Here is a 26,474-nt window from a genome sequence, read left to right on the forward strand (position 1 = left end):
TCTGCCGGCGTGACGACCAGAATGGGGTCGCTGCCGTCGGCCGTGGCCTGCAGCGCCGCCAGCGTCACGGCCGGCGCGGTGTTGCGGCCGGCGGGCTCCAGCAGCAGCGACGAAGGCTCGCCCTTCAACTCGCGCAGCTGGTCGAGCACCAGAAAGCGGTGCTCTTCGTTGCCGACGATGCAGGGCTTGCTCACCGCGATGTCGTCTGCCGCCAGCGCCTGCAGGCGCAGGTGGGCTTGCTGGAACAGGCTCTGGTTGCCCTCCAGCACCAGAAACTGCTTGGGATACAGTGCGCGGGACAGCGGCCACAGGCGGGTCCCTGAACCGCCGGCCATGATCACGGGAAGAATGCTGATTTCGGACATCGATACTGCGAAACTGCAAACCCGACCGGGCTACGCCTCTTGTGCCGGGTGGTTGGTGAAACTCAAGCGCGCGCGTCGCCCCACCTCAGCGAGGTGGATTCGTCACCCTGGTATGTGGTCTTGCCATTGCGGTCAACCACATACTGCGGCGACGCCACCACTTCCATGAAGGTGGTGCCTTCGCTCACGCGGGTGTAATCAAACAGCACGCTGCGCACGACCTTGCTGCCCTTGCGCAGGCAGCTGCCATGGCCGATCCAGGCGGGGCCTTCGATCTTCACGCCCGCCTCGACGCAGCTGCCAGAGCCGATGTAGACGGGGCCGGTGATGTCGACTGAATCCCAGTCGACCCGGGTGCCCAGGCCCACCCATACGCCCGGTCGAACCTCTTTGCCGGGCATGTCCATTTGGGCGACTTCACCGCGCAGCACGCGCTGGCACACAGCCCAGTAATCGGCCACGCGGCCGATGTCGATCCAGTTGAAATGACGGCTCTGGGCATAGAACGGCAGGCCTTGCTGCACCAGCATGGGAAACAGCTGGCTGCCGATATCGAACTCTTGGCCCGGCGGCACCATTTCGAGCACAGCCGGCTCGAAGATGTAGATGCCCGTGCTGGCGAGCTGGCTCTTGGCTTCTTCAGGCGAGGGCTTCTCCTGGAAGGAGGTCACCTTGCCATCGTTGCCAGCCACGACAATGCCGTAGTTCTTGACCTGATCCAGCGGCACCTCCAGCGTCACGACACTGGCCATGGCCTGCTTCTTCTTGTGTTCGAAGAGGGCGGCGTTCAGGTCCAGATCGATGATGGCGTCGCCACACAGCACGATGGTGGTGTCATCAAAGAAGCCGCTGAAGTCTTGAATGCGCCGCATGCCGCCGGCCGAGCCCATGGGCTTGGGCACGATTTCGCCGTGTTCGCGCACGCCTTCGTACGAGTAGCCAATCTGGACGCCCCAGCGGTGACCATCACCAAAGTAGTTCTCGATCTTCCAGTGGTTGAAGGCGACGTTGACCATGATCTCTTTGACGCCGTAGCGCGCCAGATGCTCGATGATGTACTCCATCACCGGCTTGCCCAGGATGGGCACCATGGGCTTGGGGGTCTGCTTGGTCAACGGGCGGACGCGGGTCCCCTGCCCCGCCGCCAGAATCATTGCTTTTGCCATTTGGTTTCTTGTGTACTGCAGCCTGACGCGCATCATCATGCATCAACAGCGCGTCCGTGTGGAACGAATCTAGCTAGCTTCCCCCAATCAGGGGACGCTCGGTTACCTGACGTCTTGCTGTCACCTTGGAGGGACCGCAAGCACGCATAATCGAATAGCTCTCGGTTTAGCGGTTTGCAATTTCAATCATGATCCTCATTACAGGTGGCGCCGGTTTCATCGGCGGAAATTTTGTCCATCATTGGTTCGAGCGTCAGCAGAAATCGGGCCTGCCCCCTGAACAGGTGGTAGTGTTCGACAAGCTGACCTACGCGGGCAATCCGCAGACCATCTCTGAACACCTGCAATCAGGGCGCGCCACACTGGTGCACGCCGACATCGCGGACCGCGAGGCCGTGCGCGCCGCCCTGGCCCGGTACAAGCCCCGCGCCATCCTGCACTTCGCAGCAGAAAGCCATGTGGATCGCTCCATCCACGGGCCCGGCGAGTTCATTCACACCAACATGGTCGGCACCTTCAGCCTGCTGGAAGAAGCCCGCGCCTACTGGGGGGCCATGAACGAGGCAGACAAGGCTGCCTTTCGCTTCCTGCACGTGAGCACCGATGAGGTGTATGGCTCGCTCGAAGCCGACGACGCCGCCTTCAGCGAGACCACGCCTTACGCGCCCAACAGCCCGTATTCGGCCAGCAAGGCGGGCAGCGACCACTTGGTGCGGGCCTATCACCACACGTATGGCTTACCGACGCTCACCACGAATTGCAGCAACAACTACGGGCCCTATCACTTCCCTGAGAAGCTGATCCCGCTGATGATCCTCAACGCACTGGAGGGCAAGCCCCTGCCGGTGTATGGGGACGGGCTCAACATCCGCGACTGGCTGTATGTGCGCGATCACTGCGAGGCGATCTGCCAGGTGCTGGAGAAAGGCCGCACGGGCGAAACCTACAACGTGGGCGGCATCAACGAAATCAAGAACATCGATGTGGTGACCACCATCTGCCGCAAGCTCGACGAGCTGCGCCCCAAGGCGGATGGCAGCAAATATGAGGCCCAGATCACCTACGTCGCCGACCGGCCCGGCCACGACCGTCGTTATGCGATCGACCCGCGCAAGATCCAGCGTGAGATTGGCTGGAGCCCGGCCGAGACGTTTGAGTCGGGCATCAACAAGACGATTCAATGGTTTCTGGACAACACCGAATGGGTGAACGCGGTGCGCTCGGGCGCCTACCGTGAGTGGCTGGACCGCAACTACGCGGGGCGCGCATGAAGATCCTGCTGTTGGGCAAGGGCGGCCAGGTGGGATGGGAGCTGCAGCGCGCGCTGGCGCCGCTGGGCGAGTTGGTGGCGCATGACCTGGACACGGCCGATTTCACGCAGCCCGAGGAGGTGGCCGCGTTGGTGAGGCAGGTGCAGCCCGATGTGATCGTGAACGCCGCGGCGCACACGGCCGTGGACAGAGCCGAAAGCGAACCCGAGCTGGCGCAGCTGATCAACGCCGACACGCCCGGCCGCGTGGCGCGCGAGGCTGCGGCGCTGGGTGCCTTGATGGTGCACTACAGCACCGACTACGTGTTTGCAGGCTCGGGCACGCACGCCCGCGCAGAAGACGAGCCCACGGCGCCCATGAGCGTGTATGGCCGCACCAAGCTGGCGGGCGAGCAGGCCATCGTGGCCAGTGGCTGCCGCCACCTGATCTTTCGCACGAGCTGGGTCTATGCCGCACGCGGGGGCAACTTCGCCAAGACCATGCTGAAGCTGGCGGCCGAGCGCGATGCGCTGCGGGTGATCAACGACCAGGTGGGCGCACCCACAGGGGCCGATCTGCTGGCCGACGTGACGGCGCATGCTATCCGCGCGGTGCAGGGCGTGGGGGGCATGGTGCGGGCACAGCGCCGCGACGAGCTTCTGGGCCTGTATCACTTGGTGGCTGCAGGCGAGACCAACTGGCACGCCTACGCCACGCATGTGATCGAGTGGGCCCGCGCGCAGGGGCTGCCGATCAAGGTGGCACGTGAGGCGATTGCGGCCGTGCCGACCACTGAATACCCGACGCCCGCCGCGCGGCCGCTGAACTCGCGGCTGGACACGCGCAAGCTGCAGCAGGCCTTTGGCCTGACGCTGCCGCACTGGCAGGCCGGCGTGGACCGCATGCTGACCGAGATTTCAGGGAGATAGAAACATGACCACCCCACTTCAACGCAAGGGCATCATCCTGGCCGGGGGCTCAGGCACCCGCCTGCACCCCGCCACCCTGGCCATCAGCAAGCAGCTGCTGCCGGTGTATGACAAGCCCATGGTGTATTACCCGCTGAGCACGCTGATGCTGGCAGGCATACGCGACATCCTGATCATCAGCACGCCGCAAGACACGCCGCGCTTTGAGGCGCTGTTGGGCGACGGCAGCCGCTGGGGGCTGAACCTGCAGTATTGCGTGCAGCCCAGCCCGGATGGCCTGGCGCAGGCCTTCATCCTGGGGCGCGAGTTCATTGGCGACCACCCCAGCGCACTGGTTTTGGGCGACAACATCTTCTACGGCCACGACTTCGCGCAGCTGCTCAAGCGTGCGGCGAGCCAGCCCACAGGCGCCAGCGTGTTCGCTTATCACGTGCACGACCCCGAGCGTTATGGCGTGGTCGAGTTCGACGCGAAGCAGCGCGCGCTGAGCATTGAAGAAAAGCCCAAAGTGCCCAAGAGCAACTATGCCGTGACGGGCCTGTATTTTTACGACAACCAGGTGTGCGACATCGCGGCCAGCATCAAGCCCAGCCCGCGCGGCGAGCTGGAGATCACCGATGTGAACGCGACCTACCTGAAGCTGCAGCAGCTGAGCGTGGAGATCATGGGCCGCGGCTACGCCTGGCTGGACACCGGCACGCACGACAGCCTGATGGAGGCCGGCCAGTTCATCGCCACGCTGGAAAAGCGCCAGGGCCTGAAGGTGGCCTGCCCGGAAGAGATCGCCTACCGCGCGGGTTGGATCGGGGCGGAACAGGTTCAGCGCCTGGCCGAGCCCATGCTGAAAAACGGCTATGGGCAATACCTGATGAAGGTGCTCAACGAGAAAGTGTATTGAGGCGCCGCCATGAAGTTGATTCAAACCGCCCTGCCCGATGTGGTGATCATTGAGCCCCAGGTGTTTGGCGACGAACGCGGCTGGTTCATGGAGAGCTTCAACCAGCAGCGCTTCGAGGCCCGGCTGAGCGAGCTGGGCCTGCCGCTGCCCCGGCCCTTCGTACAAGACAACCATTCATGCAGCCAGGCCGGCGTGTTGCGCGGGCTGCATTACCAGCGCGCCCCCCATGCGCAGGGCAAGCTAGTGCGCGTGGTCAAGGGCCGCGCGTTTGACGTGGCCGTGGACATTCGCCCCGGCTCGCCCACCTTTGGACAATGGGCCGGCGTGGAGCTGACGGCCGCCAACCACCGCCAACTGTGGGTGCCCGAAGGGTTTGCCCACGGCTTTGTGGCGCTGGAAGACGACACGCACTTTCTCTACAAGACGACCGACTACTACGCCAAGGACTGCGAAGCCAGCATCGCCTGGAACGACCCGGCCATCGGCATTGATTGGCCGCTGGCCGGGCTGACGGTGAAGCTGGCGCCCAAGGACGAGCAGGCGCCGGTGTTGGCTCAGGCGGTGTTGTAAGGCTCAGGCGCGCCGGCGCCGAGCCGCCACCGAGCCCAGGACGCCTAGCCCGGTCAGCGCCTGAACGTAGCTCGTTGCTTCAGGAATGGGAGTGACGTTGGCATCGACCGTGACCACCCTGGCGTCAAGCGTCAAAAAGCCTCGGACCGCCGCCCCGGTATGGTTATGGAGCGACTCGGAGAACTGCCCACTGACAGAAACGGTGGGTGATTCCCCCGGCAGGTTGAACGCAACGGCCTCTTTGTTCAGAAAGAATTGGTCGCTGCCTGGGAACGGCCCAGCACCAGGAAAGAAAATCGTCCCCCTCAGAGAGAACATCGCAGCCGCTTCGTCATACAGGAAGCCCACTGGCGCTACCTCAACATTGGCCATCAGGCTGTAGCTCGCTTCGACGATCATGGTCGTGTTGGCGCTCAACGTGAAGGCGCCGCCCCAGTCCGGGCGCATGCTGGCTTCGGCATACGCTGCATCATGGATGCTGGACTGAATGCTGACTGTCGAGAAAGCCGAGAGCTGGACGGAATCCGCCGTGACCGCTGCCGACGAGTTGGCACGGCTGACGGTGGCGTCGGCCGCATTGGGCGCAAGAAAAATGCCTTGAAAAGTGCCGCGGTCGAGCGCGTCATCCGACTCGGATCCGTCATCATGAAAGTACCGCGCCACGGTGTAGACATAGGTGCCGTGACCTCTGCCGGACGAATCAATGAACGTGAGGGAAGGCGAAATGCCATCGGTCAGGTCCGTATCGACAAGCGTGATGCTGAAACCAGTGATGGTCAGGTTGGCCGTTGAGGCCGCGTGAGCGGCTCCGGACGAGGCCAGGATGGCCAGGCTCGCCGCGATGGCGAGTGCAGAAAGACGTTGCATCATGAGATCACCCCGAGGTTGAGTTAGGTTGACTGCGCCGGGAAACCTAACTCAATGGGGGTGAACTGACAAGCGATGAGTGGGCGTGCCTGACGCCGATCAGCCTCTGAAGCGCCGAGCCACCGCCAAGCCGCCAAGGCCCGCCAACATCAACGCCCACGTGGATGGCTCGGGGATGGGCGCTGCCGATGACACGTAGGCGAACGATTCAAGGCTCATGCTCAGATAGCCAGTCAGAGCCGACGCGGTGTTGTTTGCCAGCGCGACAGAAAAGCTCCCGGCAAAGGCATCGACGGGGATGGCCCAGGGATGGTTTGACGCGGACGCAGACGCAGACGCTCCACCCTCGAACGATTGCATGTCGTCCGGATGCTCAAGCCACCCCGAGTAGTCAAAGTTAGCCAAAGCCAAGTCTGGCGAGCGGCCCTGCTCGCCAAAGTTCATGACTGACGCCCGCAGCTGGTATGTGCCTTCAAAGGTCACAAGCGTGTTGGGCCCGAGCTCAAACGAGTTGGACAACACGAGAGGTAAAACCCACGCGCGGGCCGAAGCGGAATCGAACGGGTCGGCGGGGTTGGCGTCATGGATCACTGTGACGCTGGCCCGCATGGTCGAATCGGTGGCGCTGGCGTTTGCAGCGAGGGATCCCAGTGCAGCGTTGGCGTCACCAGGTGACAAGAACCCGTTCCCCCAAAACTGGCGAGCCTGGCGGTCCTCCAGAACGCCTGAGTCGCTGTACAAGACCGTTTCGGTGCTGAAACGCGTGGCTGGCGCGCGCCCGAATAGTCCGATGAAGCGGATGGAAGGCGCAATGCCATCCAGCGGATCCAGATCAGTCAGCTGGATGCTGAACGACTCGAGCGTTGCGGTTGCGGCGGCCGTGGCCGCGAATCCATGAACCGGCACCAGCAGTGCGAGGACTGACGCAAGACTAAAAATGGTGCGACGAACTTTCATGTGTGTCTCCCCTGATGCTTGGCCCGCTTCGAGGCGGGCCGGTTTGTTGTTGCCAGCGGCTGAGCCGCTGACAGCCTGATTAGACCTTGCGGCGGCGGGCAACGGCCAGACCAACCACACTCAAGCCAGCCAAGGCGAGGGCGTAGGTTTCAGCCTCGGGCACCGGGGTGACGCTGTCGTGGACGGCGACGCCGGCATACAGGTAAAGCCGGCCGGTCATGCTTTCGCTGGATCCGTTGAAGAGTGAGCCAAAGACCTGGCCGCTCGCTGCGTCAGTGCGCTCGTATCCAGGAATGTTGAAAGCAACGGCCGTTTCGCTTGCGTTGAACCACTGGTTGTTCACGCCGTCAGACATGTAAGCCTGCACGAAGACCGAGGCCGATGCAGAGTCGAAAGCGAAGCTGTACTCGTCGACGTAATCGTCGCCGACAGATGCGTAGAGGCTATAGCTTGCGCTCACCAGCATGATGGTGTTGGCGCTGAGCACGAACTGCATGTCGCCCCAGTGCGGGCCGAACGCGGCATTGGCTTGCGAATAGTCGTATGTGCCTGTGCCAACGGCTTGGGCGTAGGCCAGGAGCGCAATCGAGTCGTTGCCCACTTGAGCGGACGCATTGGCCTGGCCGACCGCCACGCTCGCAGAGAAGGGAGACAGCAAGGCCCCCGACGCGCCGTCCGCCCATTGGGAATCGGATTCGATGTTCCAGCCGGAGATGGTGGAAGCGTTGGCGTTGACGTAGCTGCCCAACCCCATGTTGTACGGGTCGGTGAAGCTGATTGACGGGGCAATGCCGTCAAAGGGATTGGTGTCGATCAGCGTGATGGTGAAACTGGAAACGGAGGCACTTGCGACGGCTGCCGCATTGGCGGCGCCGGCACAGGCCAGGGATGCAGCGAGGGCTGCGCATGCGAATCGGATCTTCATGGGCTCACCTGAATGTAAAAGTTAATGGACGCAAGGCTTGGTAACGCGCAACAGAGTGTATTCATCCGGCCCTGGACCCACCATGCGGTTAACGACAGGCATCCCCCCCAGGACGCGGGGGAAAACAAGCCAGGGCAGCGATAATCCCGCCCATGCCCCCTTCCCACCTGGGCCCCAACCCGCCTCCTGTCGCGCCCGTGTGGCGCCGCGCCCTGCTCTACGCCCTGCTCGGGGGCTTTTTGCTGTGGTGCGTGCTGGCGTTTCAGCGTGATCTGGCCAAGATCAGCCTGGCGCCCTTCAAAGAGGGCTGGTGGGCGATTGCGGCGGCCGGCGGGCTGTCGCTGCTGAACTACGCGCTGCGCGTGGTGCGCTGGCGCTGGTATCTGCAGCGGGCGGGCCACCACCTGCCGTGGCGCTTCACGGCGTTGAGCTTCATGTCGGGCTTTGCCTTCACCTTGTCGCCAGGCAAGGTGGGCGAGATGGTGCGGGCGCGGTATTACGCGCCCAAAGGGGTGCCGTTGTCGGTCACCACCGGGGCGTTTTTCGTCGAGCGGCTGCTGGATCTGTTGGTGATGGTGATCCTGGCGGCGGTGGCGTTTGCCGAGTTGCAGGCCTACAGCCACTTCCTGTGGGTGGCCATCGGGCTGCTGGTGGCGATGTTGCTGGGCGTAGCCCTGGTGCCATGGCAGGCCTGGGCCGAGCGGCTGAAGGCCAGCCGGCCGCGGGGGTGGCGCGCGGCAGCGCTGACCGTGGTGGACATGTTTGCGCAGTCGCGGCTGTTTTTGTCGCCCGGGCTGCTGTTGTCGGGCCTGGCGGTGGGGCTGATAGCCTGGGGCGGCGAGGCGTGGGGCCTGCATCTGGTGGCCGAGGTGGTCGCGCCCGGGCAATTGACGCTGGCAGGTGCCACAGGTATCTATGCCATCGCCATCATCGTGGGAGCGCTGTCCTTCCTGCCAGGCGGGCTGGGCAGCACCGAGGCAGTGATGACGGCGCTGCTGTACGCCCATGGCATCCCGATGCCGCAGGCGATCCTGTTGACGCTGATCTGCCGACTGTTGACGCTGTGGCTGGCCGTGTTGATCGGCTGGCTGTGTGTCTGGGCGCTGCGACGCCCGCATTGAGTGATGTGCTGAATGTCGATATCGAATCGTCCGCTTGCCGTTGATCTGGACGGCTCTCTGATCCACAGCGACCTGCTGCTGGAGAGCTTTTTGCTGCTGATCAAGCGCAACCCGTTGTACCTGCTGATGGTGCCTTTCTGGCTGCTGCAGGGCAAAGCAGCGCTCAAGCGCGCGATTGCCAGCCGCGTGGCCCTGAACGCCGCGGCGCTGCCCTACAACCAGCCGTTCGTGGCCTGGCTGCGCACCCAGCGCGAGCAGGGGCGCGCGCTGTGGCTGTGTACCGCTTCGGATGCGGCGCTGGCGCAGGGCGTGGCCAATCATCTGGAGCTGTTCGATGGTGTGCTGGCGAGCGACGGTCAGCACAATCTGAGCGGGCGCAACAAGGCGGCCGAGCTGGTGGCGCGCTTTGGCGAGAAGGGCTTTGACTACTGCGGCAACGCCCCGGTCGACCTGGCCGTGTGGCAACGCGCCGGCGCGGCGGTGGTGGTGAATGGCAACGAGGCGCTCGTGCGCCAGGCCGGCAAGGTGGCGCAGGTGGTCGCGCGATTTGATGCGCCCCGCAGGGGGCTACGCGTGTGGCTGAAGGCGCTGCGCGTGCACCAGTGGGCCAAGAACGCGTTGATCTTCGTGCCCATGCTGGCCGCGCATCAGCTGGACGGCGGCACGCTGGGTCAGGCCTTGCTCGCTTTTGTGGCCTTCAGCCTGTGCGCATCGTCGGTCTACCTGCTCAACGACATGCTCGACCTGGAGGCCGATCGGCAACACCACAGCAAGTGCAACCGCCCGTTTGCCGCAGGCAAGCTGAGCCTGCTGGCCGGCATTCTGCTGGCGCCGGTGTTGCTGGCTGTGGCGCTGGGGCTGGCATGGCTGCTGCCCGTTCGCTTCATCGGCGTGCTGGTGGTGTACTACGTGGCCACGCTGGCGTATTCGTTCGCGCTCAAGCGCGTGGTGATGGTCGACGTGCTGGCGCTGGCGGGGCTGTACACCATCCGCATCGTGGCGGGCTCGGCCGCAACCGGCATCGAACTGTCGTTCTGGTTGCTGATCTTCGCCATCTTCATCTTCCTGAGCCTGGCCATCGTCAAGCGCTATGCCGAGTTGTACGCCATGCGCGAGCAAGGCAAGCTCTCGGCCAAAGGGCGCGGCTACGAGGTGGAAGACATGAGCCTGTTGCAGAGCCTGGGCGCGGCGTCAGGCTACCTGAGCGTGCTGGTGCTGGGGCTCTACATCAACTCACCCGACAAGTCGATGCTGTACACCCATTCAAAGCTGATCTGGCTGCTGGTGCCCATCATGCTGTATTGGGTGAGCCGGGTTTGGATGCTGACCCACCGCGGCCAGATGCACGACGATCCGCTGGTCTATGCCCTGAAAGACCCGGCCAGCCTGGTGACGGGCGCGGCAGCGGCGGCGGTGTTGGTGCTGGCGGCCTGATCGACCATGACAACCGCATCGGACGCGCCCGCCACCCCTGCCAGCGTCGCCCCGACGCATGAGGCGATGTCGTGGGGCCGCGTGGCGCGCGTGGCGCATGTGGCGCTGAGCGCGCACCAGCGCGATGCCGCCCTGCCCTTGCCGCCCGATGCGGGCATGTCGATGCTGCCTTTTGGCAATGGGCGCAGCTATGGTGACAGCAACCTGAACCCGGGTGGCGCGCTGGTGTTGACCCACGGGCTGGACCGCTTCATGGCCTTTGACCGCACAACGGGCGTGTTGCGTTGTGAGGCGGGCGTCTTGCTGTCGACCATTCTGAAACTGGTGGTGCCGCAGGGCTGGTTTCTGCCGGTGACGCCGGGCACGCAGTACGTGACCGTGGGCGGCGCCATCGCCAACGACGTGCATGGCAAGAACCACCATGTGGCGGGCAGCTTCGGCAACCATGTGCGCTGCTTCGAGTTGCTGCGATCCGATGGCAGCCGCCGGGTATGCAGCCCCCCCGCGCACGCTGACTGGTTTGGCGCCACCGTTGGCGGGCTGGGCCTGACGGGGCTGATCACCTGGGCCGAGTTGCAGCTGCGCCCGATCGCCAACGCCTGGATGGCGACCGAGACGGTGCGCTTTCATGGGCTGGATGATTTTTTTGCGCTGAGCGCCGAATCAGAGCGCGAGCATGAGTACACGGTGGCGTGGATCGACTGCGCATCGGGCGGGGCCAAGCTGGGGCGCGGCCTGTTCAGCCGCGCCAACCATGCGCCCGCGGTGCTCGACGACGAGGCGCTGGCCCGCCTGCCGGCCGGGGCCGCAGGCGCGACGCGCCGCATGCCGCTGACGCCGCCGGTGTCGATGGTGAACAGTTGGTCGCTCAAGGCCTTCAACACGCTCTACTTTCATCGCCAGCGCGGCGAGCGCGTGCACGCGCTGCAGCATTACCGGCCCTTCTTCTACCCGCTGGACGCCATCCGCGAGTGGAACCGCATGTACGGGCCCAAGGGCTTTTATCAGTACCAGTGTGTCGTGCCGCCGGGCGACGCGCCTGCCGTGACGCGCGCGCTACTGCAGGCGATTGCACGCAGCGGCATGGGCAGTTTTCTGGCGGTGCTCAAGCAGTTTGGCGCGGTGGCCTCGCCGGGCTGGCTGTCATTCCCGATGCCGGGCACGACGCTGGCACTGGACTTCCCGAACCAGGGCGAGCCGCTGATGCGGCTGTTTACCGAGCTGGACGCCATCGTGCGCGAAGCCGGCGGCAGGCTGTATCCAGCCAAGGACGGGCGGCTACCGGCGGCGATGTTCCAGACCGGCCATCCAGACTGGGAACGCTTTCTTCCTTACCTTGACCCGCGCTTCAGCTCCGGGCTGTGGCGGCGTGTCGCCCAACCTGTCAGACCATGAAGCACATCCTCATCATTGGCGCCACCTCGGCGATTGCCGAAGCCTGCGCGCGCATCTGGGCCCAGCAGGGCCACAAACTGTTTCTGGCGGCCCGCAACGAGACCCAGTTGCAGGCGATTTCAGCGGACTTGCGCACGCGCGGCGCGACCCACGTCGATCACCAGGCCTTTGACGCACTGGCGCTGGACCAGCATGCCGCACTGCTGGCGGCTGCGCGGGCGGCTCTGGGCGGGCTGGACACCATCTTGATTGCGCACGGCACGCTGTCGGACCAGGCCCGGGCACAAGAAGACGTGGATTACGCGCTGCGCGAAATCGCCACCAACGGCACCTCGGTGGTGTCGTTGATGACGCTGGCGGCTCAGCATCTGGAGGCGCAGGGCCATGGCTGCCTGGGCGTGATCTCGTCGGTGGCGGGCGACCGTGGGCGACAGAGCAACTATGTGTACGGCAGCGCCAAGGCGCTGGTGTCGGCGTTTGCATCCGGATTGCGTCAGCGCCTCAGCAAGCGCGGGGTGGCGGTGGTCACCATCAAGCCGGGCTTTGTGGACACCCCCATGACGGCCGCGATCAAGAAGGGGGCGTTGTGGGCCAAGCCCGATCAGGTGGCGCGCGACATCACGCGGGCGATGGAAGGCGCCGGCGGCGATCTTTATACCCCACGCTTCTGGTGGCTGATCATGTTCATCATCCGGCAGGTGCCGGATGCCATCTTCCGGCGGCTGAGTCTTTGACCGCACGCAAGTTCCCCCGCCATGGCGCTACCCCCTCACGCGAGGGATAGGGGCCAACCCTGGGTTTGACTACATTAGTGACGTTTCGTCACGTTTCCTAGGGAGAGACATATGAAGAGCATCGTCAAGTCCGCCATCGCCGCAGCGGCATTCGCAGCCGCTTCGGTCGCATCCGCATCGTCGGTCACCTTTAATTTCGCCGACCAGATCTTCATCGGCTATCCGGCCACCTACACCGAATCGGCTGGCGGCCTGTCCGTCACCGTGACCGGCTTCAGCGCCAACGGCACGCCGGCCGCGCTGGACGTGGACTGGCTGCTGGGCCTGGGCGTGGTCGAGTACAAGAGCAAGTGGGTGCCCTTCTTCGGCACCATCACCTACCCCGAAGCCGACAAGCGCGTGGAAGGCGGTGAGTACCTGGTCTTCAAGTTCAGCGAAGCCGTAACGCTGAACAACTTCAAGCTGCTGGACCTGCCCTTCAGCACCAACTCCTTCCTGCTCAACGGCTCGCCGGTGTCGACCCATGGTCTCACCACCCCGATCGGCCTGACCGACACCTTCGTGTTCAAGTCGACCCACGACGCCTTCCGTGTGAAGTCGCTGACAGTGACCCCGGTGCCAGAACCCGAATCCGTGGCCCTGCTGCTGGCTGGCCTGGGCGTGGTAGGCTTTGTGGCTGCTCGCCGCCAACGCAGCCTGTGATTTACGCCACCCGACGCCTGTCGGGAGCGAACGAACAAGCCGAAGCGGGGAACCGCTTCGGCTTTTTGCATTCAGACCCAGCGTGACCAAACGCCTTCTCATCGCCCTGAGCCTGCTGCTGGCTTTGCTGGCCCTGCTCGCCGCCCTGCTGCTCCTGTCTTTGCCTCAGGGGGCGCCGTGGGCGCCACCCGGGCCGGGTCAGCGCCCCACCGACAGCCTGGCCGACGTGAAGAAGCTGACGCAGCGCGAGGTGCTGATGCAGGCGCTTCAAGGGCAGCCGATCTCCCTGAACCTGCCACAAGAAGACCTCAGCGGCGTGGCCCAGGACCTCGCAGGCCGGCTCGCCCAGGCCGGCGCGCGGGTCAGTCTGTCAGACACCCACGCGACGCTGGAAGCCAGCATGCCGATCGCCGGCACGCCGCTGCGTATGCTTCGGCCGTTTGGCAACTGGCTCAACGCACGCGCGGTGTTGCGGGCCCGGCCGGAAGGTGCGCCGGTGCTTGAGTCGGTGGGCGTCGGTCGCCTGAGCGTGCCGCCTGCGCTGGCGCTGTGGATCGCACGCCAGGTGCTGGCGCACTACGATCTGCTCGAACCGGCATCGCTTGGGCTGGCCGCGTTGGATGTGGTGCGCTTTGACGAAGGCCGCCTGCAGGTGGTGTTGAAGTGGGACGACAACCTCCAGGGGCAAACACTCGCGCTGGCGCTGCCGCCGGAAGACTGGCCCCGCCTGGTCGTCTATCACCAGGTGGTGGCCGACACGCTGACCGCCATTCCACCCAGCCACCGCGGCGCAGTGCCCCTGCAGACGCTGATCGCGCCAGTTTTTCGTATGGCGCAACAGCGAACCACTCAATACGGCCTGGCTGCCAGCGAGAGCGTCAACTTGACTGATCTGGCGGCCCGCGAAAACCGCGCCGCGCTGGTTGTATTGGCTGCCGTCGTGAACCGCGTCGTACTGCAAGAATTGCTGCCGCCTGGCTTGAGCGAGGTGAGCACCATGCCTGGGGCAAGTGTTCGGCTGCGCGGTCGCGAGGACTTTGCGCAGCACTACACCGTCTCAGCGCTTACCGCGCTGGCGCTTGGGGGCCGCGTGGCCGACACCATCGGCTTGTACAAAGAGATGCTGGACGCGAACAAGGCCGATGGCGGCAGCGGCTTCAGCTTCAACGACCTGGCCTTCAACCGTGCCGGCATTCGACTCGGCCAGCGCGCGCGCATGGACCCGGTGGCGCTGCAGTTCAGGCTGGGCGGCGAGGTGCCACTGACGCGAGATGACGACTTTGTTCCCAATGTGGACGATCTGCCCGAGTTTCTTGACCGGTCGCAGTTCAATGCACGGTACGGCGGCCTGAAAGACCGTCGGTTCGACGCCGTGATGCAGGATGTGGATAGGCGGGTATCCGGATTGCCAGCGCTCAACTGAACCCCCAGGGGTTTTGGTCTGTGCCGCATCACGCGGCACGGGGCACGCAACCACAAGCAAGCGCAAAGCTTGCGTTCACAAGGAACCCACCATGAAACTGCATCAGTTTGCCGTCGCGGCTGTCGCTGCTGTGTCCGTCCACATGGCGCACGCCGTCCCCCAGAACTCGGCCTATCTCGGCGTGGATCCGTACACGCAGTCGTTCGCCGCAGGCGCCGCCTCCCAACACCCCGGCCTGGAAAGCTCTTTCACGTTCGACGTGACCACCGAGAGCAATCTGTTCGGCACCCTGATCGCCATTCACAACCCCGTGACGATCGACAGCATCACGTTGTCGGGCGGCACCTTCGCGGCCCCGTTGACCATCGGCCTGCCGCTTTCTGACTCGGGTGAGTTCCGCTTCTCGGGCCTGGGCGCGGGCTCTTACACCTTGACGTTTGCCGCCAGCACGCCCTCGCTGACGGCCACCTACGGCGGCGCCCTCAGCGTGACGCCGGTGCCGGAGGCGCAGAGCCTGGCGCTCGCGCTGGCCGGTCTGGGCGTAGTTGGCCTGGTGGCATCGCGCCGCAAGCGCTTGAGCTGAGAACACACAGGGGCGCACGACTGCGTCCCCGTCGTTCACGAACTGGGCGCTTCGGCGCCCAGTTTCGTTTTGAGCCTGCACCCCCCGTGATCAGGGGTAGGTGTGCCCGCGACAGCATGGCAAAGTAACGAAGGTATAGAAATTGTTTTCAGCGTTTACCCAAGGGAGCGATCTATGAAACTTCGTCACATCGTGCTGGCTGCGGCCACTGCCCTGTCGGCCCACGTTGCCCACGCCCTGCCGTCGAACGGCACCTACCTCGGCATTGACCCGTTCACTGAGCCGTTTGCAGGCGGCACGTCGCTGTTCGTGGAAGGCGGCATGACCAGCACCTTCACGTTCGATCTGAGCACGCTGAGCGACCTGTTCGGTAAGCTCAAGCAAATCCAGAACGACGTGACGGTCACGAAGATCTCGCTGTCGGGTGGCTCCCTGGCCATTCCAGCGCTGATCACCCTGCCCGCATCCAACACCGGCACCTTCTCGTTCACCAACCTGAGCGCTGGCCAGTACAGCTTGGCCATTACCGCCACCACCACCAGCGTGGTCGCCATGTACAGCGGCGCCATCTCGGTGACCCCGGTGCCGGAAGCTGAAACTTATGCACTGGCCTTGGCTGGCCTGGGCGTGGTTGGCCTGGTGGCTGCCCGCCGCAAGCGCGTGCACTGATCACGCGTGACCCTTTGGGCGTCCGATGCGGCGCCCGCCAAGAGAGGTGCTTCGGCACCTCTTTTTTTTCCCCGGAATTGATACACATCGTTGCAACTGGATCGCATCCCCACGAGACCTCGGGAGCGCCGTTTGCTCGCGACCCACCGAATACGCCGGCGGGTCGGCGGGGGACGGTACAAGGATGAAAGTTTCAGTAGTGGGCACCGGCTATGTGGGCCTGGTGACGGGGGCCTGTCTGGCCGAGATGGGCAACGATGTGTTGTGCCTGGATGTCGATCCGCGCAAGATCGACACCTTGCAAAGCGGTGGCATCCCCATCCACGAGCCCGGGCTTGATGCCGTCGTCGCCCGCAACGTGAAGGCCGGGCGCCTGCACTTCACCACCGATGTCGAGCGCGCCGTGGCGCACGGCACCATCCAGTTCATCGCGGTGGGCACGCCCCCGGACGAAGATGGCTCGGCGGATTTGCAGTATGTGTTGGCAGCTGCCCGCAACATCGGCCGGTTGATGACCGACTACAAGGTGATCGTCGACAAATCCACCGTGCCGGTGGGCACGGCCGACAAGGTGCGGGCGGCCGTGGCCGATGAGCTGGCCCGGCGCGACTGCGACGCCCGCTTTGCCGTGGTCTCCAACCCCGAGTTCCTCAAAGAGGGCGCGGCGGTGGAAGACTTCATGCGCCCGGACCGCATCGTGGTAGGCGCCGACGACGAGCAGGCCATCTTGTTGATGCGCGCGCTGTATGCGCCCTTTACGCGCAACCACGACCGCATGATCGTGATGGACGTGCGCAGCGCCGAGTTGACCAAGTACGCGGCCAACGCGATGCTGGCCACGCGCATCAGCTTCATGAACGAGCTGGCGCTGCTGGCCGAGAAGCTGGGCGCCGACATCGAGCAGGTGCGCGTGGGCATCGGCTCGGATCCGCGCATCGGCACGCACTTTCTGTATGCGGGCTGTGGCTACGGCGGCAGCTGCTTTCCCAAGGATGTGAAGGCGCTGATCCGCACGGCGCAGGATGTGGATCAGGACATGAAGGTGTTGCAGGCGGTGGAGGCCGCCAACGAGCGCCAGAAGCTGGTGTTGGTCGACAAGGTGGTGAAGCACTTCGGCGACGACCTGGCCGGCAAGCACTTCGCCATGTGGGGCCTGGCGTTCAAGCCCAATACCGACGACATGCGCGAGGCCACGAGCCGTGTGGTGCTGGCCGAGCTGTTCAAGCGGGGCGCCACCGTGACGGCCTATGACCCGGTTGCCATGGAAGAGGCCCAGCGGATCTTCGGCAACGACACCGCGCTGAGCTATGCGGCCCATCCGATGGCGGCGCTGGAAGGCGCTGACGCCTTGCTCATCGTCACCGAGTGGAAGGAGTTCCGCAGCCCGGATTTCGAGGGCATCAAGCGGCGCATGAAAACGCCGCTCATCCTCGACGGGCGCAATCTGTACGAGCCGGCGCTGGTGCGCGGCTTTGACCTGGAGTATGACGCCATTGGCCGCCGCTGAACCGCGTGCACTCCCTTTGATGGCGGTGAGAAAGGCCCTGGCGACTGCCTACGCCGGGCACCTCTTCCGGTACGGGTGCATCCTGATCCTGATCCCGTTCTACGCGCGCGTGCTCGGCCCCGACGAGTACGGCAAGGTGCTGGTGGCCACGGCTTTGGGAAGCCTCGTGTGGATCATCCAGAACTGGGGCTTCTCAGTGCTGGGCGCGCGCACGATCGCCACCTCATCGAACCAGCAGGAGCGACAAGCCGAGATGTCGCGCCAGATGACAGCGCGGCTGTTGATCATGCCGGCGGGGCTGCTGATCGGGCTGGGCGGCACGCTGTTGTCGCCGGTGCTTCGCGAGGCGCCGCTGTATGGACTGCTGGGCACGGCCTGGGGCGTCTTGTCTGGCTTCAATCTGGGTTGGTACTTTCAGGGGCTGCACCAGTTCAAGAACGCGGTCAAGGCCGAGGTGGTCGGGCTGGCGTGCACCTTGGTGCTGGCAATCTCGCTGGTCACGGCGTTTCGACAGGGCATCATGGCGCTGTGGGCGCTGGTCATCGCGACGTCGATCTCGAACATCTATGCTTATCGAATGGCCGCCGCCACGGCGTCGTTTCGCCCCGCCAGCGCCGCCGATGGCGCGCGCCTGCTCCGCGAGAGCGTGCCCTTCTTTCTGAACACGGCGGCAGGCAACATGCTGGCCACGGGTGGGGGCTACATCCTGGGGCTGTATTCAAGCCCCGCGCAGGTGGCGGTCTACGGCATTGCCGAGCGGATCGTGACCACGGTGCTGGGTCTGCTGGGGCCGGCAGGCCAGGTCATGCTGCCGTGGTTGGCCAAGCTGAAGACGCTCCAAGGCACGGAAGACAGTTACCGACGCAGCCAGCGGTTGGCATCGCTGTGGGTGGTATCGGCCGGGCTGGTCACCGGAACGGGCGCGTTCCTGCTGGGCCCTTATGTGCTGCCCCTCGTGTTTGGCACCGAGTACACCGCCTCTGCCGAGATCCTGCGTTTCTTCGCGCCGCTGTTTCTGCTTTATGCCTACAACCACGCGATGATCATCTACAGGCTGCTGCCGGCTCGCCGGGAGCGCCACGTCGGCGCGATCATGATCGTGTGTGCGCTCGTCTGTGTGGCGGCCATGGTGGTGGCCGCGCCGGCTTTCGGTGGCAATGGGGTGGCAGCTGCACGGGTCGCGGCTGAGCTGCTGGCGGCGGTGGCGTTGAGCGCGGCAGTCAGCAAGCTGCGGCGGGAGTCGTGATGCGCCGCCATCTCGCGCTGGTCGACAGCATGCGCTCGGTGGTGGCCTTGCTCATCACGCTGTCTCACGGGATGATCGTGCTGTCGAGCCACGGCTTCTTTCCGATCGTCTCAGAGGGACGAACCGGCGGGGTGGATTTCTTCTTCACGCTCAGCGGCTTTCTGATCTTCTACGTCTATCAAGGTCAGCTCGGTGCAGGCGCGCTCAATGCGCGCAGCTTTCTGAGGAAGCGCTTCATGCGCATCTACCCCCTGGTGTGGTTCTTCACGGCACTGAGCATCCCTGTGTTGCTGGCGTTCCCGGGCATCGGCTCGCCACACGATCGGGAGTTGGGCGTGATCATCAAGTCCTTCTTGCTGATCCCACAGCAGGAGTCGCCCGTGCTGGGCGCGCTGTGGTCGCTGAGCCATGTGGTGCTGTTTTATCTGGTGTTCTCGACCGCCATTGCGCACAAGCGGCTGGGCCTGGTCCTGATGGTCGCGTGGGCGGCGCTGTTGGTGATGGGCATCGTCACCACGCAAACCGTGTGTGCGGGCTTTTGCGACAGCTCGGTGGCACTGGCGTTTCTGATGTCGGCATTCAACCTGGATTTTCTGGTGGGCTGCCTGCTGGCCTGGCTGGTGCGCACGCAGCGCGGCCTGCCGGCGTGGCTGGGCCCGGTGCTGCTCACAGCGGGCGGCGTGGCCTATGTGTTTGGCTGGAGCGCCGGCATGGGGCTGGACCGGCTGGGGGTGTTCGCGACCTATCTGGCCGGCGCCAGCTGCCTGCTTCTGGGCTGCGCCGTGATCGACCTGCATCGCAGTGTGAAGGTGCCTCGGCTCGTGACCGAACTGTCGAACGCGTCTTACGCCATCATCGTGATCAACCTGCCGGTCATCGTGGCCGTGACCAAGCTGGCGGTGTGGCTCTTCCCTGCGCAACGCGAGCACGGCTGGGCGCTTCTCGCGTTGGCGGTGGTTTGTGCCGGTGTGGGCGGCGTGCTGGTGTCGCGCTGGCTCGAACCGCAGTTGCGGCGGCAGACGGAAGCGGCGCTGGACGCAGCGTCGTCGGTGATGGGCCGATGGTGCCATCGGTGGCGCAGCCGGGCAGCCAATGATGTGGGCTGAGATGCGCGCAATGATGACGCCGTGGCTGCTTCTGGCGCTGGCCTGGGGCGGGCAGGCCAGCGCGGAGGTGCAGCCCAGGTGCGAGACGCGGGTGGCACCGGAGGTGCGGGTGCTCGTCGTGGGCAACAGCTACTCCACGGACCATCGGCTGTCGTCGCGCTTGCAACACGTGTTGAACGCCAGCGGCTGTTTCGGCAGCAGCGTGGTGGTGGCCGTGACCCGACATGGCGCGCGCTTGCGCGAGCTGGACCTGGCGCGACTGCCCGCGCTGGAACCGTGGGACCACGTTTTTCTGCAGGACCACAGCAGGGCCTACATGGAGGGCGCCACACGAGCAGCGCTCGCGGTGGCGCGCATTCAGGCTGCGCTGCGTCGCGAGACCCGCGTGCGGGTCAATCTGGTCGAGACCTGGGCAGATGCCGCGGCCTCGCCAGCGGTACGCAGCCGAATCGTGACACACCACATCGAAACGGCAGAGCGCGCGGGCGTGCCGCTGGTGCGGGTGGGTCAGGCGTTCGAGGCGATGGCGCAAGCGCATGACAGCGCGGCAGAAGATGGCGTGCGTTGGTTTGCATCAGACGGCCGACATGCCAGCGTTGCGGGGGCTTCTCTGTATGCCTGCGTGCTCGCACGCGAGGTGATGGGCGCCGCGCCGCCGACGCTGGACCTGGCGCAGTGCGTCAACTGGTTGATGGCGGATTTTTCTGCATCGGCCCACACGAGCCGGTAAGGCGATGGACACCATGTCACCCCACCCTGCGGAGCACCCTCGTTCACGGGGGGAAGGCGCGAAATCTGCTCAGGCGAGCCGCATGACAAAGGCATTGACTTCTGCGGCCACGGGGGGTGGCCGTTTTCATGAACTCGACGCGCTGCGTGGCGTGGCGGCGTTGGCGGTGGTGTTTTCTCATTGCATCGTCATCATCCTGCAGGATGCGACCCTGGCCGAAGGCCTGCTGAAAGACGCCTTGCGCACGGTGAAGTACTCGCCGCTTGGATGGGCCGTTGCGGGCTTGCCCGCGGTGCTGTTGTTCTTCACGCTCTCCGGCTTTGTCCTCGCGCGGATGCTGGAGGGCGCGCGCATCGCTTATCCGGGTTATGCGGTGAAACGGATCGCACGGATCTGGCTGCCCTACCTGGTGTCCGTGCTGCTGGCCATGCTGCTGATCAGCACGCTAGGTTGGCCGGAGGGCGCCCATATGGGCCCCTGGCTGCTCGGGGTGACGGGCCAGCCCGTGACGACGCAGGATGCCGTGTTGCATGCGCTGCTGATCGTGCCATTCGAGGCGCACTACAACTTCGTGACGTGGACGCTTGTGCACGAGATGCGCATCTCGCTGGCGTTCCCGCTGATCCTCTGGAGCCTCAACGCGTGGTCGCCGCGCCGCGCCCTGGTTTTCTATGGTGCGCTGAGCGTGGTGGCTGTCGGCGTGGCGTATGTGGCGCGGTACATGGGCCAGCCCATGGTGGCTCAGCTGGTGATCAGTCTCCACTACACGCTGTTCTTCGTGCTGGGTGCGCTGCTGTATCGCCATCTGGATCAGGTACGCCGATGGTATGCATATCTGAGCCCGCGGCAGCGGTTCGCCGGACTGGCAGCTGCAGCTTTGCTCTATACCTATCCGGAACACGTTCGGGCGCTGGGTGGCGTGATGGCGGGCTTTCCGATGCTGTTGACACACTGGGTCATGGCACCAGGCATCGTCCTGTTGCTGATATGGGCCTTGTGCGCGAAGCCGCTGCAGCGCGTTCTGCAGTGGCCTGCCCTGCAGTGGCTCGGCCAGGTCTCCTACAGCCTTTATCTGTTTCACGGCGTGATACTTGTGTTCAGCTGTCACCTGATCCCCCAGTTGGGATCGCCAGCTGCCATGGCGTTGGGGCTGCTCGTGTCCCTGGTCTTCGCAGGGCTCGCCTACCGATGGGTGGAGCGCCCCGCACAGGAGTGGGGCCGCCGGGTAGCAGGAAGGACCGACGCGAGATGGATGCCTACGTGATCATTGCGACCAAGGGTCGCCCTAAGGACGTGTACGAGTTGATCGGATGGCTTCAAGGTCAGACCGCGCCTGCCCGACACGTGGTGGTGGTCGGGGCGAGCTCATCTGACGTGGAGGGGCTGTCGGACCACCCCCACGCCTCGTCAGGACGGCTGAGCGTGATGCTGGCCGACCGCGCGGGGTTGACCATCCAGCGCAACCGTGGCCTCGAGTTCCTGAAAGCGCAGGGCTGGCTGGACGAGGGCCCATGCATGGTCACCTTCTTCGATGACGACTTCCGTCCCGCGCTGACCTGGCTGGGCGAGGCCATGCGCTTCTTTCAGTCTCACCCCGACGTGGTCGGCCTGACGGGCCGGGTGCTGGCAGACGGCGCTCAGGGCGAGCCACTCACATCGGCTGATGCCATGGACTACCTTGCCGGACGCCGTGAGGCCGAACGGCACTGGGCCAGCGGCCCGGCGGTACGCAGCCTGCACAGCTTGTACGGCTGCAACATGGCGTTCCGGGATGTGGTGGTTCGCCGCTTTCGCTTCGATGAATCGCTGCCGTTTTACGGCTGGCAGGAAGACCAGGACTACACAGGTCAGGCGGCACGCCTGGGCCGGACGGTATACATGCCCCACTGCGAGGGGGTGCATCTGGGCACGCGGTCCGGGCGGGTGTCTGGGTTACGGTTTGGCTACTCGCAGATCGCCAACCCGCTCTATCTGATGCGCAAGGGCACGATGCCCGCAGGCAAGGCCTGGCGGTTCATGTCGCGCCAGTTCGCCGCCAATGCAGTCCGCGCACTGCGCACCCACGCCGAGGTGGATTACCGAGGGCGTTTCAGGGGCAACGTGCAAGCACTGGCCGACGTGCTGACAGGCCGCTGCGAACCGGGGCGGGTGATCGAACTGCGCTGATCGTGGCAGATGTCACGCTGTCTGTCGCGCGTAAAACCCCGCCAATCCGTGAGCGGGCGTAGCAGATATATCTCGATGTAACTGGACCATATACACGTTACCCCTTGCCGGGTTGACGTGGCGCAGGGTGCAAGACCTGCGGCGCTGGGAAGCGTGACAATTTTCCGCCCAATTGTTCCGGTGTGTGACGAGGGATTTCAGGGCGCTCCGCGGCGTAGTTACAAAACGCCCGCCTTTTGAATGGCGCAATCTCTATCATCGCGCCATCTCAATTGGCCGAGTTTATTTTCCATGTCGTCCGTGACCGCGTTCAGAAGGCTGACCACAGTCAGTGCAGTTTGTTTATTGGCAATGACCCTGACTGCATGTGGCGGTGGCGGTGGCAGCGACGGCGCAAGCGCTTCGCAAGCAAGCGTGTCGGGCGAAACGGAGGCGCAAGCCTTGGATGCGGCACAGAGCCTCACCGCTCGGGCCACTGAAACCGATTCCTATCTCAGAGCAGTTAATCTGGAAACCCAGAATAACGCCAATATTGGCACCCTGATCGATGGTTTCGATGCAAGTGGTAATAACCAGGGGCCAGTTCCGGGATGGTATTACGAACGTGGCCAGGAGTTTCCCGGATCCAATGGCAGCCTGAATCTCGTGAGCGGCGCAGCAGGCAGCGTGGCGGCGGCCAATTTGAATGTGGATCTGAACTGCGGCAGCCACGCGATCGAGTTGACGCAGACGCGCGCCTGCGGCCGATACGTGGCCATGACGCGTCGCCTGCCCGCGCTTGTTCCCGTGGCGAACGCCGAAACCGCCGTGATGCAGTTGCGGGTACGCGCCTCTCACCCGCTGCTGGCGGGCACGCTCCGCGTGGTCGATGCCAGCGGCCAGACGCTGCAGTTCCGGATCCCCACCCATACGCCCGAATCGAGCACAGGTGGCGATTGGGCGACGGTGGCCGTGCCGCTGACGCGCCCGGTCAGCCACTGGGGCGGCGCCAACGACGGTCGCCTGCGTGACGGCATCACGATGATCTCGATTCTGGCCAGCGCGCCGTCGCTGACCGCGCCTCCGGGCACTTTTGCGGTGGACGACATCCGCCTGCTGGACTCGGGAACGGTTGGTTACGGCGTGAACCGGCAGGCACCGGTGCTGTCCACTGGCGCGCTGCCCAGCCTGGCGCGCCGCGCCACCGTGTCCTCGCGGTTCAACCACATGTCGGACGCGGCGCTCAAGCAGGCGGCGGAGGCCGGCTTCACCAACGTGCGCCTGGACATCTTTTGGCAGCTGGTGGAGTCACGTGGCCGTTTCGACTTCGCCCACTTCGATGCGATCCTGAATCGCATGGCCAAGTACGGCTTGTCGGCGCATTTCATCCTGGCCTACGGTCATCCCGAGTACGGCACAGGCGCGCCGACCACGGACCGGGCTCGCGCCGGGTTCCTCGAGTACGCGCGTCGCGTGGCGGCTTTCTCCAAAGGGCGCAACGTCAGCGCGCTGGAGGTGTGGAACGAGCCGGACAACAGCAACTTCTGGGCTGGTGGCGACCCGGTGGCCTATGGCTCACTGCTGGGCGCGACGCGCCAGGCCATCGCCGAAGTCGACCCGAATAGACGCGTTGTGAACGGCGGACCTTCATGGGTGAACCTGTCCTACATCCTGCGCCTGGCCCAGACCGGCCAGCTTGCGAAGGTGCATGGTTTCGCCATCCATCCGTACCGCACAGCCGCGCCGGAAACGTTCGCGGGCGATACGCTTGCAATGAAGGCGGTGTTGGGTTCACAGGGCCTGAATCTGCCGATCTGGTCGACGGAATGGGGTCTGTCTTCTGCCGGTCGTTTCGACACAGCACTGTTTGGCAACGGCCACGATGCGCGGGCGCGGGATCGCCAGGCTGTCTTGGTGCTGCGCAACTACCTTGCCCAGATCGCGCAGAACCTGCCCATGGTGACGCTCTACGAACTGGCTGACTCGGGCTCGGATCCCAACCACCCTGAGCACAACTATGGTCTGCTCGGAGCCGGGATGGTGCCCAAGCCCGCCTACACCGCGATCAAGACCTTCAATGACCTGGCCGCCTCGCGGCGCTACCGGGGACTGGTGGCCGACGTGCCAGCCAACGTGCACGCCATGCGCTGGGATAGCACGACCGACTCGGTCTACACCGTGTGGGTGAGCTCCGTGCGAACGACGCTGAACCTGCATGTGCCCGAGGGCGCGACGGTGCGAAGCTGGAAGGGCGCCTCCCTCGCGACCACCGCCGCCACCAATGGCAGCCGCACCTTGCGTCTGGGCGAAGCGGACGGGCCGGTCTTCGTGGTGGTGCCCAACACCGTCACTCAGTAAGCGAGCATGCGGGGCGCAAAAGGCGCCCCGCGGGCGGAGCGGCTGAGGGCCAAGGGAGCTGCCGCCACGGCAGCGAACATGTAGAACAGCAGGCCAAGGTCGTAGACACCGGCCGACACCGCCGCGCCCACAAGCGTGGCAAACACGCCGCGCCGACCGGCCTGGGCAATGATGGCCTCTTCCTGCTGCACGCTCTGGGGCCAACGGCCCCACAACACCGGGATCAGGAACAGCGTGAGGAACAGGGCACCCATCCACCCGAGGTTGGACAGCACCACCAGGACGAAGCTGGAAGCCCGCACGCTGCCCAGCCCGGCACCGATCCCCATGGTGTCGACGAACGTCTGGAGGGCCTGGGCGTTGTAGCCCATGCGCACCTGCCCGGATGACGAGTCCAGTTTGCTGCCCACCACGATGTTGAAGTACTCCGACACCGATGACCAGGCGCCCGGTACGAACAACACAACGGCCAGCCCGAGGATGCCCGACCCCAGGGCCATCCAGACGTACAGGCGGTACGGGCCGAGTTGACCGAGGTGGAGAAAACGCCAGGCTGACACGGCGAGCGCCACGATCAGGCAGATGGCAAAGCCCACGTAAGCCGTCCCCGCCGTGGAGATCATCAGAAAGCCCAGGTTGGCGATTGACAGCGCCCTCGCCCAGTTCTTGTGGATCCCGTACATCCAGAGGGTGTGGGTAAAGGCAAGGAGAGCCAGGGTGTACATCGCGAACACCGACGTTTCAGGAAACGTGCCCGCGATGCGTTTGAGGCCAGCGACTTCACCGCCCAGCATCGCGTAGTTGGCATTCTTCAGATACGACAGCAGCGGGAACATGCCGAGGTGGTGTTCCGCCAGGTCCAGCGACGCGGCGATCACGTTCAGCCCGGCCACCCACAGCACTGCCCGCGCGAAGCGCTGCATCCCGCCTTCGCGGCGCACCGTCACAAGCATCACCACGAAGGTCACGAGCCCGAGGCAAGCGTACATGGCCTGAGTGAGGTTCATGGACACCGGTCTGAGAGGGCGCAGGGCGTTAGCCGAGTCGGTCAGTCGGTCGAAGGAGTAGACCAGGAACTGCCCTTCAAACAGCCGGGGCAAGGCCAGCGCGGCGATGACGCCCCAGACTGTCAGCACCAGCAGCCAGAAGCCCGGCGTGAGAAACGACATGGGACTGAAGAATCCGCCCAGCGCCTCGCGGCGGGCGACATGCCAGGCCAGGAAGACCAGTGCCAGCACGGCCGGTGTGATCGTCGCGGCACCCAACCCCAGCACATACGCGGCCGCGGTGCCACCAAACAAGGTGGCGATGACCGCCAGGTACACGACGCCACGGGCGCCAACCAGGGCACCGATCAACAGGATGAGGATGCCGTACAGGGTAGGAATCATCTG

The 26,474-nt window shown here is 64.8% G+C and carries 25 protein-coding genes; 19 read left to right on the forward strand and 6 right to left on the reverse strand.

The window, feature by feature from the left end; all coding sequences use genetic code 11:
• Together GTZ97_RS08105 and GTZ97_RS08110 are read right to left on the reverse strand one after the other, a co-directional pair.
• Nucleotides 1-365, reverse strand: a 365-nt coding sequence (locus GTZ97_RS08105) for a sugar phosphate nucleotidyltransferase (RefSeq protein WP_269089928.1), incomplete at its 3' end; no start/stop codon positions are given.
• 62 nt (nt 366-427) lie between these two features.
• Nucleotides 428-1,519, reverse strand: a complete 1,092-nt coding sequence (locus GTZ97_RS08110; RefSeq protein ID WP_201748227.1) for a nucleotidyltransferase family protein — start codon at nt 1,517-1,519, stop codon at nt 428-430.
• 200 nt (nt 1,520-1,719) lie between these two features.
• Here GTZ97_RS08110 and rfbB point away from each other — a divergent pair, with 200 nt between their 5' ends.
• Genes rfbB through rfbC form a run of 4 tightly spaced genes read left to right on the forward strand, consistent with a single transcriptional unit; the run spans nt 1,720 to nt 5,178 of the window.
• Entirely contained in the window at nt 1,720-2,802 is a 1,083-nt protein-coding gene (gene rfbB / locus GTZ97_RS08115; protein ID WP_161650088.1) for a dTDP-glucose 4,6-dehydratase, read from the forward strand.
• Nucleotides 2,799-3,710, forward strand: coding sequence for a dTDP-4-dehydrorhamnose reductase (gene rfbD / locus GTZ97_RS08120; RefSeq protein WP_161650089.1), 912 nt, complete (start codon nt 2,799-2,801; stop codon nt 3,708-3,710). Before rfbB ends, rfbD begins: the two co-directional genes overlap by 4 nt.
• A 4-nt stretch (nt 3,711-3,714) precedes the next feature.
• Nucleotides 3,715-4,608, forward strand: coding sequence for a glucose-1-phosphate thymidylyltransferase RfbA (rfbA, locus tag GTZ97_RS08125; protein WP_161650090.1), 894 nt, complete (start codon nt 3,715-3,717; stop codon nt 4,606-4,608).
• A gap of 9 nt (nt 4,609-4,617) precedes the next feature.
• Entirely contained in the window at nt 4,618-5,178 is a 561-nt protein-coding gene (gene rfbC / locus GTZ97_RS08130) for a dTDP-4-dehydrorhamnose 3,5-epimerase (RefSeq protein ID WP_161650091.1), read from the forward strand.
• Between the two features lie 3 nt (nt 5,179-5,181).
• Here rfbC and GTZ97_RS08135 read toward each other — a convergent pair whose 3' ends face one another.
• The 3 genes from GTZ97_RS08135 to GTZ97_RS08145 form a co-directional block, all read right to left on the reverse strand.
• Nucleotides 5,182-6,048: a hypothetical protein gene (locus GTZ97_RS08135; RefSeq protein WP_161650092.1), complete on the reverse strand. Its 867-nt coding sequence runs from the start codon at nt 6,046-6,048 to the stop codon at nt 5,182-5,184.
• A 96-nt stretch (nt 6,049-6,144) separates the two neighbouring features.
• Nucleotides 6,145-7,002: a PEP-CTERM sorting domain-containing protein gene (locus GTZ97_RS08140; protein ID WP_161650093.1), complete on the reverse strand. Its 858-nt coding sequence runs from the start codon at nt 7,000-7,002 to the stop codon at nt 6,145-6,147.
• 79 nt (nt 7,003-7,081) lie between these two features.
• Entirely contained in the window at nt 7,082-7,927 is an 846-nt protein-coding gene (locus tag GTZ97_RS08145) for a PEP-CTERM sorting domain-containing protein (protein ID WP_161650094.1), read from the reverse strand.
• 152 nt (nt 7,928-8,079) lie between these two features.
• Here GTZ97_RS08145 and GTZ97_RS08150 point away from each other — a divergent pair, with 152 nt between their 5' ends.
• The 15 genes from GTZ97_RS08150 (at nt 8,080) to GTZ97_RS08220 (ending at nt 25,080) form a co-directional block, all read left to right on the forward strand.
• Nucleotides 8,080-9,048, forward strand: a complete 969-nt coding sequence (locus GTZ97_RS08150) for a lysylphosphatidylglycerol synthase transmembrane domain-containing protein (protein WP_161650095.1) — start codon at nt 8,080-8,082, stop codon at nt 9,046-9,048.
• A gap of 12 nt (nt 9,049-9,060) precedes the next feature.
• Nucleotides 9,061-10,482: a UbiA family prenyltransferase gene (locus GTZ97_RS08155; protein ID WP_161650096.1), complete on the forward strand. Its 1,422-nt coding sequence runs from the start codon at nt 9,061-9,063 to the stop codon at nt 10,480-10,482.
• 6 nt (nt 10,483-10,488) lie between these two features.
• Nucleotides 10,489-11,877 carry an FAD-binding oxidoreductase gene (locus GTZ97_RS08160; RefSeq protein ID WP_236651095.1) on the forward strand — a complete coding sequence of 463 codons (1,389 nt, stop codon included), beginning with the start codon at nt 10,489-10,491 and terminating at the stop codon, nt 11,875-11,877.
• Nucleotides 11,874-12,611: an SDR family oxidoreductase gene (locus GTZ97_RS08165; RefSeq protein WP_161650097.1), complete on the forward strand. Its 738-nt coding sequence runs from the start codon at nt 11,874-11,876 to the stop codon at nt 12,609-12,611. Before GTZ97_RS08160 ends, GTZ97_RS08165 begins: the two co-directional genes overlap by 4 nt.
• Nucleotides 12,612-12,722: 111 nt before the next feature.
• Complete coding sequence (locus GTZ97_RS08170; RefSeq protein WP_161650098.1) at nt 12,723-13,313, forward strand: PEP-CTERM sorting domain-containing protein; 591 nt, start codon at nt 12,723-12,725, stop codon at nt 13,311-13,313.
• Between the two features lie 82 nt (nt 13,314-13,395).
• Entirely contained in the window at nt 13,396-14,736 is a 1,341-nt protein-coding gene (locus GTZ97_RS08175) for a YfiM family lipoprotein (protein ID WP_161650099.1), read from the forward strand.
• A gap of 91 nt (nt 14,737-14,827) precedes the next feature.
• Nucleotides 14,828-15,319 (forward strand): FxDxF family PEP-CTERM protein, encoded by a 492-nt coding sequence (locus tag GTZ97_RS08180; RefSeq protein WP_161650100.1) that lies wholly within the window; start codon nt 14,828-14,830, stop codon nt 15,317-15,319.
• Between the two features lie 174 nt (nt 15,320-15,493).
• Nucleotides 15,494-15,988, forward strand: a complete 495-nt coding sequence (locus GTZ97_RS08185; RefSeq protein ID WP_161650101.1) for an FxDxF family PEP-CTERM protein — start codon at nt 15,494-15,496, stop codon at nt 15,986-15,988.
• A gap of 184 nt (nt 15,989-16,172) precedes the next feature.
• On the forward strand, nt 16,173-17,495 hold the full coding sequence (locus tag GTZ97_RS08190) for a UDP-glucose dehydrogenase family protein (RefSeq protein WP_161650102.1): 1,323 nt from the start codon (nt 16,173-16,175) through the stop codon (nt 17,493-17,495).
• Nucleotides 17,496-17,514: 19 nt separating this feature from the next.
• Entirely contained in the window at nt 17,515-18,741 is a 1,227-nt protein-coding gene (locus tag GTZ97_RS08195) for an oligosaccharide flippase family protein (protein ID WP_161650103.1), read from the forward strand.
• The gene (locus tag GTZ97_RS08200) at nt 18,741-19,847 is read left to right on the forward strand and encodes an acyltransferase family protein (RefSeq protein ID WP_161650104.1); all 1,107 of its coding nucleotides are present in this window, start codon (nt 18,741-18,743) and stop codon (nt 19,845-19,847) included. Before GTZ97_RS08195 ends, GTZ97_RS08200 begins: the two co-directional genes overlap by 1 nt.
• Before the next feature lies 1 nt (nt 19,848).
• Nucleotides 19,849-20,577, forward strand: a complete 729-nt coding sequence (locus GTZ97_RS08205; protein ID WP_161650105.1) for an SGNH/GDSL hydrolase family protein — start codon at nt 19,849-19,851, stop codon at nt 20,575-20,577.
• An 82-nt stretch (nt 20,578-20,659) separates the two neighbouring features.
• Nucleotides 20,660-21,841 (forward strand): acyltransferase family protein, encoded by a 1,182-nt coding sequence (locus GTZ97_RS08210; protein ID WP_161650106.1) that lies wholly within the window; start codon nt 20,660-20,662, stop codon nt 21,839-21,841.
• Nucleotides 21,826-22,743 (forward strand): glycosyltransferase family 2 protein, encoded by a 918-nt coding sequence (locus tag GTZ97_RS08215; RefSeq protein ID WP_161650107.1) that lies wholly within the window; start codon nt 21,826-21,828, stop codon nt 22,741-22,743. The genes GTZ97_RS08210 and GTZ97_RS08215 overlap by 16 nt, the downstream gene beginning before the upstream one ends.
• 645 nt (nt 22,744-23,388) lie before the next feature.
• Entirely contained in the window at nt 23,389-25,080 is a 1,692-nt protein-coding gene (locus tag GTZ97_RS08220) for a cellulase family glycosylhydrolase (RefSeq protein ID WP_161650108.1), read from the forward strand.
• On the opposite strand, the gene GTZ97_RS08225 is transcribed toward GTZ97_RS08220, so the two are convergent.
• Nucleotides 25,074-26,471, reverse strand: coding sequence for a hypothetical protein (locus GTZ97_RS08225; protein WP_161650109.1), 1,398 nt, complete (start codon nt 26,469-26,471; stop codon nt 25,074-25,076). The two genes, GTZ97_RS08220 and GTZ97_RS08225, sit on opposite strands and share 7 nt — an antisense overlap.
• Between the last annotated feature and the right edge of the window lie 3 nt (nt 26,472-26,474).

Source organism: Aquabacterium fontiphilum (assembly GCF_009909205.1).
GTDB lineage: Bacteria > Pseudomonadota > Gammaproteobacteria > Burkholderiales > Burkholderiaceae_C > Aquabacterium > Aquabacterium fontiphilum.